This is a genomic window from Streptosporangium sp. NPDC005286, assembly GCF_040607515.1.
GTDB lineage: Bacteria > Actinomycetota > Actinomycetes > Streptosporangiales > Streptosporangiaceae > Streptosporangium.
This window is the reverse complement of the sequence record NZ_JBEXGU010000076.1, coordinates 1-12,191: the sequence shown is the minus strand read 5'-3', so window position 1 is coordinate 12,191 and position 12,191 is coordinate 1. Positions and strand designations below refer to the sequence as shown.

Annotated in this window: 10 protein-coding genes; 6 read left to right on the top strand and 4 right to left on the bottom strand. The window is 70.0% G+C overall.

Going from position 1 to position 12,191, the window contains the following annotated elements:
- The 3 genes from ABZU75_RS25530 to ABZU75_RS25520 all read left to right on the top strand — a co-directional run bounded on the left by ABZU75_RS25530 (nucleotide 1) and on the right by ABZU75_RS25520 (nucleotide 4,152).
- Nucleotides 1-1,371, top strand: coding sequence for a serine hydrolase domain-containing protein (locus ABZU75_RS25530; protein WP_355558966.1), 1,371 nt, complete (start codon nucleotides 1-3; stop codon nucleotides 1,369-1,371).
- A gap of 7 nt (nucleotides 1,372-1,378) precedes the next feature.
- Complete coding sequence (locus ABZU75_RS25525) at nucleotides 1,379-2,653, top strand: MFS transporter (RefSeq protein ID WP_355558963.1); 1,275 nt, start codon at nucleotides 1,379-1,381, stop codon at nucleotides 2,651-2,653.
- A 152-nt stretch (nucleotides 2,654-2,805) separates the two neighbouring features.
- Nucleotides 2,806-4,152, top strand: coding sequence for a glycoside hydrolase family 6 protein (locus ABZU75_RS25520; RefSeq protein WP_355558960.1), 1,347 nt, complete (start codon nucleotides 2,806-2,808; stop codon nucleotides 4,150-4,152).
- A 133-nt stretch (nucleotides 4,153-4,285) separates the two neighbouring features.
- Here the strand turns inward: ABZU75_RS25520 and ABZU75_RS25515 are convergent, their stop codons facing one another.
- The gene (locus ABZU75_RS25515; protein WP_355558957.1) at nucleotides 4,286-4,789 is read right to left on the bottom strand and encodes a MarR family transcriptional regulator; all 504 of its coding nucleotides are present in this window, start codon (nucleotides 4,787-4,789) and stop codon (nucleotides 4,286-4,288) included.
- A gap of 79 nt (nucleotides 4,790-4,868) precedes the next feature.
- On the opposite strand from ABZU75_RS25515, the gene ABZU75_RS25510 reads away from it, so the two are divergent.
- Together ABZU75_RS25510 and ABZU75_RS25505 are read left to right on the top strand one after the other, a co-directional pair.
- Nucleotides 4,869-5,291 (top strand): DoxX family protein, encoded by a 423-nt coding sequence (locus ABZU75_RS25510; RefSeq protein WP_355558954.1) that lies wholly within the window; start codon nucleotides 4,869-4,871, stop codon nucleotides 5,289-5,291.
- A 96-nt stretch (nucleotides 5,292-5,387) separates the two neighbouring features.
- Nucleotides 5,388-6,203: a hypothetical protein gene (locus ABZU75_RS25505; RefSeq protein WP_355558951.1), complete on the top strand. Its 816-nt coding sequence runs from the start codon at nucleotides 5,388-5,390 to the stop codon at nucleotides 6,201-6,203.
- Here ABZU75_RS25505 and ABZU75_RS25500 read toward each other — a convergent pair.
- From ABZU75_RS25500 to fxsA, 3 genes are all read right to left on the bottom strand, one after another.
- The gene (locus ABZU75_RS25500) at nucleotides 6,139-8,124 is read right to left on the bottom strand and encodes a tetratricopeptide repeat protein (RefSeq protein ID WP_355558949.1); all 1,986 of its coding nucleotides are present in this window, start codon (nucleotides 8,122-8,124) and stop codon (nucleotides 6,139-6,141) included. The two genes, ABZU75_RS25505 and ABZU75_RS25500, sit on opposite strands and share 65 nt — an antisense overlap.
- Nucleotides 8,121-8,999 (bottom strand): SIR2 family protein, encoded by an 879-nt coding sequence (locus ABZU75_RS25495; protein ID WP_355558946.1) that lies wholly within the window; start codon nucleotides 8,997-8,999, stop codon nucleotides 8,121-8,123. Before ABZU75_RS25495 ends, ABZU75_RS25500 begins: the two co-directional genes overlap by 4 nt.
- Nucleotides 9,000-9,077: 78 nt before the next feature.
- Nucleotides 9,078-9,254 carry an FxSxx-COOH cyclophane-containing RiPP peptide gene (gene fxsA, locus ABZU75_RS25490; RefSeq protein ID WP_350961881.1) on the bottom strand — a complete coding sequence of 59 codons (177 nt, stop codon included), beginning with the start codon at nucleotides 9,252-9,254 and terminating at the stop codon, nucleotides 9,078-9,080.
- A gap of 279 nt (nucleotides 9,255-9,533) precedes the next feature.
- Here fxsA and fxsT point away from each other — a divergent pair, with 279 nt between their 5' ends.
- Nucleotides 9,534-12,071, top strand: coding sequence for an FxSxx-COOH system tetratricopeptide repeat protein (fxsT, locus tag ABZU75_RS25485; protein ID WP_355558941.1), 2,538 nt, complete (start codon nucleotides 9,534-9,536; stop codon nucleotides 12,069-12,071).
- Nucleotides 12,072-12,191: the final 120 nt, after the last annotated feature.

Sequence of the window (12,191 nt, the reverse complement as noted above, 5' to 3'; positions counted from 1 at the left end):
GTGGACGTCGACCTTCCCGCCCGGCTGGCCCGGCTGGCCCGCGAGCACCGCGTGCCGGGGGCGCAGCTGGCCGTGCACCACGCGGGTGAGACCGTCACCGCCGAGACCGGCGAGGAGACGTACGGGGCCGGCGAGCCGGTGACCCGGCGGTCCGCCTTTCCGCTCGGCTCGCTCACCAAACCCTTCACCGCGACGCTGGTGATGACGTTGGCGGCCTGCGGCGACATCGATCTCGACGCCCCGCTGGCCGAGTACGTGCCCGAGGTGGGGGCCGGACGCGGCGGGCCGGGCCCGAGGATGACGGCGCGGCGGCTGCTCAGCCACACCAGCGGGCTGGCCTCGAACATCGACGAGGGCGGCGACCACTCCGGGGCCCGGTGGCGGTGGGTGGCGCGCCACTGCCGCGAGTCCGGCACCGCGCACCCGCCGGGGACCGTCTTCTCCTACTCCAACATCGGCTACATCCTGGCGGGCCACCTCGTCGAGGTGATCACCGGGATGAGCTGGTGGGAGGCGATGGAGGCGGTCCTGCTGAAGCCGCTGGACATCGCGCCGGCGTTCGTCGTCGGGCCGCCGTCGGGGTTCCGGCCGGTGGTGGACGGCCACACGGTGCGGCAGCCGCGGGACCGGATGCTGCCGGTCACCTGGCAGACCCTGCCGAAGGTGGCGGCGCCGAGTGCCGGGCTCGCCCTCGGGGCCGCCGATCTGGTCACGTTCGCGCTGATGCACCTGGCCCACCCGGCGCTCCATCCGGTGCTCGACCGCGACTCCGCCCGCGAGATGCGCCGCGACCAGCTCGCGGGGGTGACGGCCGGACCGTTCGGCATGGCCGACTCCTGGGGGCTTGGCTGGGCGATGTACCACGACGCCGGGCCCGACTGGTTCGGGCACGACGGCACCGGTGAGGGAACCTCCTGCCACCTGCGGTTCGAACCGGCGGGCGGGACCGTCGTCGCGCTGACCGCGAACGCCGCCACCGGACCGGCGCTCTGGGAGGACCTGCTGGCGGAGCTCCGCTCGGCGGGACCGGCCGTGGGAGGTCGCGGCCTGTCGGCGCCGCCCGACCCGGCCCTGCGGACGTCAGGACCACCGGAATGCGCCGGCCGGTACGTCAACGGGGAGATGGAGCTCACGGTCGTCGCGGACGGTGCGGGCGGGCTCCGCCTGACGACGGGCGAGGCTGAGCGGTTCGAGCTGAGCTGCTTCGAGGGACTGCGCTTCACGATGCGGGAAACGGCCGGTGGCCGTACCACCTACACCGGCCGTTTCCTGCGTGATCCGGAGACGGGAGGGATCGATCTCATCCAGGTCACCGGACGGCTGGCCCGGCGGGCGCGCGACGAGAACGACGCCCCCGGCGGGGGAGGCTGACGCCGCGATGAGCACCGCGCAGGCAGGTGCCGGTGACATGGCCGGTGACGTGGCCGGCGGGCCGATCCGCCTGTCCCGCAACCGCGACTACAACATCCTGTGGACCAGCCAGCTCTTCTCCGAGCTGGGCAGTGAGATCACCTTCGTCTCCTTCCCGCTGCTGATCCTGGCCATGTCGGGCTCGCCGCTGGAGATGGGCCTCGCGTCGTCGGTGCTCGCGGTGGCGCACATGGTGGCGAACGTGCCCGCCGGGGTGGTCGCCGACCGGTGGGACCGCAAGAAGGTCATGCTGCTGTGCCACGGTGCCCGTGCCCTGGCGATGGGCAGCGTGGTCGTGGCGCTGCTCCTGGGCACCTACGCCTTCCCGCACATCCTGCTGGCCGCCGCGGTCGAGGGCTTCTTCAGCTCGGTCTTCCAGCCGGCCGAGCACGCCGCGCTTCCCCAGGTGGTGCCCGAGTCGCAGCTGTCGCAGGCGGTCGCCCGCAATACCGCGCGCCCCTTCATCGCCACCCTGCTCGGTCCCGCGCTGGCGGGTTTCCTGTTCACCCTGCACCACACGGCACCCTTCGGCGCCGACGCGATCATGCTCGGCCTCTCCTTCGTCACGCTGCTCTTCCTGCGCCTGCCGCGGCGGGTGGCCCCCGCCGCGCTCCCGAGGGGAGGTTCGGCCGTGGGCGGCGTCGCCGAGGGGATCCGCTGGGTGGCGGGACACCGGGTCATCAGGACGACGCTGGTGTGGATGGTCTCCTCCAACCTCGTCTTCAGCGCGCTCGTCATGATCGTCCTGGCGATGTCGGGGGAGGGGGTGAGCGCCGGCGAGGTGGGCCTGACGATGGCGTGCATCGGTGCGGGGGGCCTGCTGGGCGCACTGGCCGCGGCCCGCCTGCACGCCGCCCTCCCGCCGGCCCTGACCATTGTCGGCTTTCCGCTCGTCGCCGCGGTGATGACCGCGGCGATGGCGCTCGTCCCGAGCGGCATCCTCCTCGGGGTGCTTCTCGGCGGTGCCGCGTTCCTCGCGCCGGTCGCGAACACCACGGTCCTGACCTACCAGCTCACGGTCACCCCCGACCACCTGCGCGGCCGCCTGTCCGGCATCGCGGGGCTCTTCTCCGGCGGGGCCGCCGCCCTGGGGCCGATGGCCGGCGGCTTCCTCATGACGGCCGGTGAGGGCCCGGCCGCCGTGCTGGTCTGCGCGGCCGGCCTGGCCCTTGTCGCGCTGGGTACGCTGCTCAGCCCGACACTGCGCCGGTTCCCCGTGCTGTCACCCACCGATCGGAGGTGAGCCGCGACATTGAAACTTTCATCCACTGTGACGGGCGTTCGCACAGGTCAGCGCGTCCTGGTGTGAGGGGGCAGGGGCGCCTGCTGTATCCGGGGGTGGCTGGCCGCCTATGGTGGGAGCGCTCCCATACATCCCCCCGAAGGAGTCGATCCATGCCAAGAAGGTCAGTTCTGGCCACGCTCTGCGCGGCTCTGGTGATCGGGTCAGGTGCCGCGGTCACCGTCGCCTCCGGCGCCTCCGCGGCCGACTCCCCGTTCTACGTCGATCCGGAGACCAGCGCCGCCAAATGGGTCGCGGCCAACGCCGGAGACTACCGGGCGCCGGTCATCCGCGACCGGATCGCCGCCGTGCCGCAGGCCCGCTGGTACACCACCACCAACACCTCCACCATCCGCGGCCAGGTGTCGTCGTTCGTCGGGGCGGCGGCCGGCGCGGGCAAGGTCCCGATCCTCGTCGTCTACAACATCCCCAACCGCGACTGCAGCGGCGCCAGCACCGGCGGGGCGCCCAACCACACGGCCTACCGGCAGTGGATCGACGAGCTGGCAGCCGGCCTCCAGGGACGCCCGGCGTCGATCATCCTGGAGCCCGACGTGCTCCCGATCATGACCAACTGCATGAGCTCCTCCCAGCAGCAGGAGACCAACGCCTCCATGGCGTACGCCGGCAAGAAGCTGAAGGCCGCCTCCTCCTCGGCCAAGGTCTACTACGACATCGGGCACTCGGGATGGCTGTCGGCCTCCGACGCCGCGGCCCGGCTGAACGCCGCGGACGTCGGAGGCAGCGCGGACGGCATCTCCGTCAACGTCTCCAACTACCGGTGGAACTCCACCGAGGTCGCCTATGCCAAGAACGTCATCTCCGCCACCGGCGTCTCCCGGCTCCGCGCGGTGATCGACACCAGCCGCAACGGCAACGGCCCGCAGGGCAGCGAGTGGTGTGACCCGGGTGGCCGGGCGATCGGCACGCCGAGTACCAACGCCACCGGCGACTCGGCGATCGACGCGTTCCTCTGGATCAAGCTGCCGGGCGAGGCGGACGGCTGCATCGCCGGGGCCGGGCAGTTCGTGCCGCAGCGGGCCTACGACCTGGCCATGGCGGCCCCGCAGCCCACCGCGACCCCCACCCCGACCGTCACTCCCACTCCCACTCCCACTCCCACCCCGACTCCGACCGTCACGCCGACCGGCGGCAAGGCCTGCACGGCCTCCTACAAGCTGGTCAGCTCCTGGCAGGGCGGTTTCCAGGCCGAGGTGACCGTGAAGAGCAGCGGAGCCCAGGCGATCACGGGCTGGACGGCGAGCTGGTCGTTCCCCGGTAACCAGAGCATCACCCAGCTCTGGAACGGACAGCACACCCAGAGCGGCGCCGGTGTCTCGGTGCGGAACGTGTCCCACAACGGCAACCTCTCCTCGGGCGCCTCGACGTCCTTCGGGTTCACCGGCAGCTGGTCCGGGACCAACGGCGTGCCCTCCTCGGTCAGCTGCACCGCCGCCTGACCCGGTGGTGCGGCCCTGAATCCGGTGCGGCTCGCACGGTATGCCCCCCGTGCGAGCCGTACCGGATTCTCGCGTCTTCCCCGCGGTTCCGTGGCCGAAAGCGAGAACCGGGGTCCCGGGCCCGGCCCGCGCGCTAACCTGGGCTTTTGCCCGGCGGAGGGTTGCGGAGCGGACCGGCCGGCGCCGCCTCCATGGCCGCGGCGGCCTTCGTCATGATCCGCCTCATGGTCTCGATCTCCTCGGGGCTGAGCCGGTCGATCAAAAAGGCGCGCACCACGGCCACATGCCCGGGGGCGGTCCGCTCCAGGCAGCGCCTGCCCTCCTCGGTGAGCACCGCGAGCACGCCCCGCTCATCGGAGGGGCAGGTCGCCCGCGTGACGAGGCCTCGTCTCTCCAGCTGCCCGATCTGGTAGGTGAGACCACTTTTGGAAGTGATCAGCCGGCGGGCGAGCTCGGTCATCCGCATCTGCTCGTCGGGGCGTTCGGAGAGTGTCACCAGGATCTCGTACTGGGTGTGGGTCAGACCCGAGTCGGCTTTCAGCTGATCCTCGACGCGGCGCTCCAGCAGATGCGTCGCGGACAGGTAGGCCACCCACATGGCCATCTCGCTCTCGCTGAGCCATCTCGTCTCGCTCACCAGAACATCCTACGGCTTGTTCAAATTTGAACTAACCACTATGGTTTGGTTCAAATTCGAATGACAGCGAGGAGTCATCATGCTTGACCAAGTGCGCCCCTACGCCCTGCTGCTGGCGCGGATCGGCATCGGCGCGGTCTTCCTGGTCCACGGGCTGCAGAAGTTCATGACGATGGGGCTGGCCCAGACCACGGCCTTCTTCGACTCGCTGGGCATCCCGCTGGCGGGCGTCGCGGCTCCGGCGGTCGCCGTCCTCGAAGTCGTCGGCGGCATCGCGCTCATCCTGGGCGCGGCCCTGCCGGTCTTCGGCACTCTCCTCGTGCTCAACATGCTCGGCGCGATCGTCTTCGCCCACGCCCCGGCCGGCTTCTCGGTGAGCGAGGGGGGCTACGAGTTCGTCCTCACCCTTGCCGCCGGCACCCTGGCCATCGCCTTCAGCGGTGGCGGTGCCCTCGCCGTCGACGGTCTCCGTCAGGGGCGCCGCCGGCCGGTCACGGTCTAGGCCCCGTCCGCCGGGCGGAACATCGCGCGCCACGAGGTCCGGACCGCCGACAATGGGCATAGCTGTTTCGACGGTGCCGAATGGCTGGGGGTCGATGTGCGGTGGCTGCGAAGAATCGGCAGTGATTTCAAGGCTCGGCAGCACATCGACGCGTACGCTCTCACGATCGTCGTCTTCGGTTTCGCGTTCCTGTCAATCGTCAGCGACGCGCTGGACGACGACCTCAGATGGGCGGTCCTGCTCTCGGGAGTGGGATTGCTGCTCTACCGGATCACCCTTCCCGCGGAACCCGCCGAATCTCCCGACGGGCTGCTGAACGACCGGTCGGTGTACGACAGCGCGCCGCTGTCGTCGCTGCTCGCCCACGCGCGTGACGTCCGGGTGTTCGCCCCCTCCGCGGTCAACCTGCTCTCCGCGCAGACCTGCGAGATCATGCGCAACACGGTGCTCGCGCGGGAGAGGGGACGCGTCAGGGTCGTCATTCTCGACCCCCTGGAGAAGGGGGCGGTCCAGCAGGCCGCGAAGCAACTGGACGACTCGATCGAGTTTCCCGTCCAGAGGCTTCCCGCCGCGCTGGAGAACACCATGGAGCGCCTCCGCCTGATGAGCGGCTGGAAGACCGTGGGCGAGTTCGAGTACCGACTCCTTTCCTACAGTCCGGGATTCAGCCTTGTGCTTCTCGACCCGGAGACCCCGCGGGGCCGGGTCATCGTGGAGATTCACGGCTTTCACAATCCCTCGACCTCGCCGCGCATGCATCTGGAGCTGACCCGCGGCCGCGACGAGCGCTGGTACACCTACTGGGTGGAGCAGTTCAACCACATATGGGAGGCGGCGAGAACCGATGTCACGCCGTTTTCCGGAGGAAATCCTCAGCCTGCTTCCGAAGATGCGGTGGAAGCCCGGGAGTGACCGCGCCGAGCGCCCGCGAGGCGAAATCCTCGGCGGTCGCGTGCTGCCCCAGCAGGGCATGGACGCGTGCGGCCCGCAGCAGGACCGGCCCGCTTTCCGACCCGTCGGCGGTCGCGTCGAGGATCTCCTGCCCGGCGGCGTCGAACCGTCCGGCCAGGGCGAGGGCCAGCGCCCTGGCGGCGATCGTGGTGGGCCGCTGGTGCCGTCTCACGCGATCCAGGTCGCGCAGGGCCTCGCCGGGCCTTCCAAGATCGGCGAGGATCTCTCCACGCAGCGCCAGCGTCTCGACGGGGGGTTCGCTGGCGAGTGCCACGGCGCCGTTGAGAAGGGCGAGCGCGGCACGTGGCTGTCCCAGGTGCCACAGGGCCTCCCCGAGCGCCAGTTGTGCGGGCAGGTCGTTGGGAACCCAGGAGAGCGCGGCGCGCAACTGCTCCACCGCCCTGGCGTACTCGCCCTGGGCCAGCCAGAGCCGTCCCTCCGCGGTCAGCGCCGAGGCCACCCCGTTGAACCGCTGGAGCGTCGCGAACACGTCGGCCGCCTCCTCGAACCGGCGGCGCGCCCCCTGTACCTCGCCTCCCGCCGCCGCGACCTCCCCCAGCACGACCAGGGCCTCGGCCCGCACCCAGGTCTCGCCGGGCCCCGAGGCGCGGACCGCCTCCTCCGCGAGGTCGCGGGCCGTCTCCCAGTTCCGCCTGGCCAGTGCCGCCCGCGCGTCACCGAGGTAGGTCGCCGGGTGCTGCGACTGGCGCACCGAGCCGATCAGGCGGTCGTGCTGTAGCTCGTACCAGCGGATCCCCAGCCGGTGCTCGCCCCGCAGCAGGTGACGGTCCTCCAGCGCCTCGGCGATGGCGTTCGGCATGCCCGCCGTCTCACGGAGGCCCTCGTAGACGGTGTTGCGCGTCCCGTGCTCGGTGACGAAGGTCCTGCGCAGCCAGGAACGGATCTCGCTCGAGGTGACCCCCGACTCGGCCGCGACCTGCGCCAGCATCCGCTCGCAGAAACCGGTCAGGAAGTGGTCGACGTTCACATGCAGGTTCACGTGCTCGGCGGTGATCTCGTGCAGGCCCGGCGGCAGCGAGTCCCACAGCGCGGAGCAGACGACCTGCAACTGGACGGGCTCGACGGTGTTGAGCGTCACCGTGGTCGTCTGCCCCTCGTCGTTGAGGAAGGGGACGGTGCGCAGGTCGTCGACGAGTCGTTCGGCGGCCCCCGGGGCGAAGGACCGGCCGGTGTGCTCGAGGGGTCTCGTCGTGGCGTCGAGCGCCGCCGCGCGCGAGAGCGGCAGCAACTGGAACCGCGCCCGCGAGCCCCGGCCCAGCGGGCGCTCGTACGGCAGTACGGAGGCCAGATACTCCTCGCGCAGCGAGAGCAGCAGGTGGAGCCCGTCGTGCTCCTCGACGGCCCGCGCGAGCTGGCGCAGCAGCGCGTGGCGCTCCTCCTCCCGGTCGGGCGGACCGCCGAACAGTTCCTCCGCCTGGTCGACGGCGACCAGGGTGGGCACCGGGTCACCGTACCGGTCGACGCGTTCCGGGCGTCCGGCCAGGAAGTCCGAGACCGTCAGCCCGGCCAGCACCGACAGCGGCTCCTCCGGTGCCCAGGCCGACAGCAGCGCCAGTACGTACGGGTTGCCGGTGACCCTCGGGCGCAGCGAGGTGATCCCGCGGGGCGACACGCGGGCCACGGGCAGGACGTCGGCGCGTTCGGGCTCGATGCGCGGCAGGACACCCGCGTGCAGCAGGGACGTCTTGCCGACCCCCGAGGCGCCGAACAGCACGGTGAGACCGGTGGCCTGCCAGATGGTGGAGATGTCGCGGCCCTCGCGCTCCCGCCCGAAGAACAGCGCGTGCTCGTCGCGGTCATAGGGGCGTAGCCCCACGTACGGGTGGATGGTCCCGTCGTTCCGGTGAGTCGCGTCTGTCATGGTGTCCGTCCCATTCTCCGCCGGAGCTCCGCGCAGAACTCCGAGGCGGTCCCCAGGAAGATCGAGATGTTCCAGCCGTCGAGATAGTGGGCGATGTAGCGCCTGGCCTTGCTCTCCGCGTCGCTCGCCGATCCGTTGATCTCGGGCATCAGCTGCACGCTCACGTGCCGCCGCTTGTTGCTGCGCGGCGTGCCGCGCATCAGGCCGTGGAACAGCACCCGAAACGTCCAGTCCTGCAGGCTGTAGCCGATGAAGAGCAGTGGCCGGGCGGTCATCGCCCGCAGGATCGGGGTCGGCAGCGGGTGCCTCCCGCCGGTCGCGACGACGTCCACCATGTTGACGAGGTAGGTCAGGTAGTCGGCCTCGGTCAGTACCAGTGACGCCGGTTCGGACCAGCTTCCGTGCAGATGGTAGACGAGGGGACAGTCCACCGTCGGCTCCGGCAGGACGGGCGCGGCGGCGGGATCGGCCTCCCACCAGGGGGAGACGGCGACGTGGGGTTCCTTGCCCTCGGCCCGCAGCGCCTCGGCCAGGAAGTCGTCGTAGTTCGTGGTGAGGAACGTCGTCACGGGGAAGCCGGCCAGCAGCCGGTGCGGCTCTTCCGGATCGCCGGGAGCGGGCCCGCCGTGGGAGCGGAGCAGCCTGCAGACCCCCTCCTTGAGATCCACCGGATCCCGCACCACCGCCGCGCCGTACTGCATCACGCGGGCGAGATTGCCTGGGTCGGAGAACGGGTAGCCGTAGTGGAGGGCGTACCGGTTACTCAGGGCGGCACCGGTGGGGAGCGTCCCGGCGCAGGCGCCCGCTCCGAGGAAAGGGGTGCAGTCACCCCTGTGGAGCTGGTCGATCAACCGTTGCCAGTCGACATCGTCCACGGTCCCACCATTGTTGTCGACAGAAAGTGCCAGTCTCGCACTCCAATGTCGCACATTGGTGGGTTATCACCAAGGTTTCTATATGGAGGAGTCGAATCCGGCCACCGGCCCCGCGTCCCCGTCGGCGGCTATTCGCCGGCGGACCAGGTCCAGGATGGAATCGCCGATTTTGTCAAGATCGGCCAAGTTCAGACCCGTCAGGTCGATCAGACCTTTGCCGGAATCGATGTTAGCGGTGGCGGCTTCCTCGCTCATGCGGACTCCCTTGCGCCCACGGCGAGACGCACGCGTCCCCGGATCTCCGAGCGTCCTCGCCTACGCCTTGATGATTACATCCTTTCGGGGTTCAGGCGAGTACTCGGGAAGATAATTTGGTGGGCGGGACTATATAGTTGACCGGAAAATAGGCATTTTAGGGTGTGACAGAGATCCGCTGTTGAGGTGCGGCAATGAGACTCTGACCCCTTCGCTTATGCGCTCGCGGAGGCCCGGAGCCATAAGCTGAATCCCAATCGGGCGAGTGGAGGCCGTCGCGTGCCCATTTCACAGTCTTCGGGGACTTCCCGCCTGCCGGGACGCCAGCCCCAGATCTGGGGCAGGGTCCCCCAGCAGAACAAGAACTTCACAGGTCGTGAAGGCCTCCTCGACAAGCTGCACACCGGCGTCACGTCCGAGGTCACCGCCGTGGTGCCGCACGCCCTTCACGGGTTCGGCGGTGTCGGCAAGACCCACGTCGCGATCGAGTACGCCTACCGCTTCCGGCACGAGTACGACCTGGTCTGGTGGATACCCGCGGACCAGCCGATGCTGGTGCGCTCCTCGCTGGCCGCGCTCGCCCCGCACCTGGGCGTGCCCTCCTCCGCCGCGATGGGGGTGGAGGACGCGTCCGCCGCCGTGCTGGACGCCCTGCGCCGCGGTGACCCGTACTCCCGGTGGCTGCTCATCTTCGACAACGCCGAGCAGCCGGAGGACATCAACGACATCATCCCGCGGGGCCCGGGGCACGTCCTGATCACCTCACGCAACTACGCCTGGCAGAGCGTGGTCGACACCGTGCCCGTCGACGTCTTCAGCCGGGCGGAGAGCATCGAGTTCCTCACCAGGCGGGTCCCCGGCTCGACCAGCCACGAGGACATGAACCGGCTGGCAGAGCAGCTCGGCGACCTCCCGCTCGCGCTGGAGCAGGCCGGAGCCCTGCAGACGGAGACCGGGATGTCCGTCGAGCAGTATCTCCGGCTGCTCGACGAGCAGACGGCCCAGCTGCTCGACGCCAACAAGGCGTCGGACTATCCGCTGTCCATGACGGCGGCGTGGTCGCTGTCGGTGTCACAGCTCAAGGCGAAGCTGCCCGAGGCCGTGGAGCTCCTGCGCTGCTGCGCCTTCTTCGGACCCGACCCCATCCCCCGTGACGTGTTCGGGGCACTTCCCGACGACCTCGCGGCCGGGTCGCGTCTTGGCCCGCTTCTCGACAATCCGATCCTGCTGAGCCGGGCCATCAGGGAGCTGGGCCGGTACGCCCTGGCGCGGATCGACTCGGAGAACCGGACCATCCAGGTCCACCGGCTGGTTCAGGCACTGCTCCGTGCCGAGCTGGGCTGGGAGGAGCACGTGTCCTTCCGCCACGAGGTGCACCTCATGCTCGCCGCGGCGGCGCCGGGCCTTCCGGACGACACCGTCCTGTGGCCGCGCTACGCCGAGCTGCTCAGCCACATGACACCCGCGATGGTGGAGGCCGGTGAGGATCCCCGCATCCGTCGCTTCGCCCTCGACGTCGTGCGCTACCTCTACTCGTCCGGGGGCTACCAGTCAGCCAGCGACCTGGTCAAGGGCTTCATCGCCAGATGGCGGGCCGACAGCGGGGACGAGGACCAGCACGTGCTCTCCGCGCAGCGGCATCTCGGCATCGTCCTTCGCGAGCTCGGCGACTACCGGGCCTCCTTCGAACTCAACCGCGAGACCCTGACGCGGATGAGGAGGGTTCTGGGACCCGACCACGAGGAGACCCTCCTGCTCACCAACAGTCATGGCGGAGACCTGCGGATGCGAGGTGACTTCACGGCGGCCCTGGCGCACGACAGGGAGTCGCTGCGGCGGCACCAGAGCGTGTTCGGCCCCCAGCATCACCGGACGCTGCGCGCCATGAACAACCTCGCCATCGACTATCTGCTGCTCGGCGACTACGAGAAGGCCTTCGAGCTGCAGGAGACCACCTACAGGCTGCACCGCCGTCCCGACTCGGGATCCAGCAAACAGAACATCCTCACCTCGGGCAACGGTCTCTCACGTATCGTGCGGCTCAGAGGTGACTATGCCGAAGCCTGCGACCTCGGCGAGGACGCGTACGATTTCGGGGTGCAGGAACTCGGCCCGGACCACCCCTGGACCCTGCGCACGGCGAAGGATCTGTCCATCGCCAAACGGCGGGTGGGGCAGATCGACGAGGCGTTCGACCTCGCGCAGGCGACGTACGAGCGGGAGGAGCGCATCTTCGGGCGCGACCACCACGACACGCTCGCGGCGGCACTGTGCCTGGCCAACGCGCAACGCACCAGAGGTGAGATCACCGAGGCGCTGGAGCTGCTGCGGGATGTGACGGCTCGTTATCCCCGCATGTACGGCGACGAGCACCCCTTCACCTTCGGCTGTGACATGAACCTGGCGCTGCTGCTGCGGGTCAACGGGCAGATCGAGGAGGCGAGCCGGCTCGATCTGAGCTCTCTGGAGGGTTTCGACCGCACGCTCGGCCGTGAGCACCACTACTCCCTCACCTGCGCGATCAACCTCGCCAGCGACTTCGCGGCACAGGGGGATGCCCCCAGTGCCAGGCGGCTGGGGCAGGAGACGCTGGCCCAGCTGCGCGAGTTGCTGGGGGTGGACCACCCGCTCACTCTCGCCTGCGCGAACAACCTCGTCATCGACCTGCGGGCGGAGGGTGCCTTCGAGGAGGCCCAGGCGCTGGAGGCCGACACCTTCGAGCGCTACCAGCGGGTGCTGGGCAACGACCATCCGGACACCAGGGTCGCCATGCGCGGTGAACGGCTCGACTTCGACTTCGACCCGCCCGCCCTCTAGGTCCTGTCCTGCGGATCTTGCCGTAGCGAGGATCGGTCAGGTGGTGTCTCGCAAGGCGGAGGAGGGAGCCGCAGCGTGCTGCGGTGACCGACGACAACGCGGCGAGGCGCCGCCTGACCG

What these genes read in the sequence shown, in the direction of transcription:
- ABZU75_RS25525 (WP_355558963.1), top strand. Translation starts at nt 1,379, where the DNA reads ATGAGCACCGCGCAGGCAGGTGCCGGTGACATGGCCGGTGACGTGGCC.
- ABZU75_RS25520 (WP_355558960.1), top strand. Translation starts at nt 2,806, where the DNA reads ATGCCAAGAAGGTCAGTTCTGGCCACGCTCTGCGCGGCTCTGGTGATC.
- ABZU75_RS25510 (WP_355558954.1), top strand. Translation starts at nt 4,869, where the DNA reads ATGCTTGACCAAGTGCGCCCCTACGCCCTGCTGCTGGCGCGGATCGGC.
- ABZU75_RS25500 (WP_355558949.1), bottom strand. Translation starts at nt 8,124, where the DNA reads ATGACAGACGCGACTCACCGGAACGACGGGACCATCCACCCGTACGTG.
- fxsA (WP_350961881.1), bottom strand. Translation starts at nt 9,254, where the DNA reads ATGAGCGAGGAAGCCGCCACCGCTAACATCGATTCCGGCAAAGGTCTG.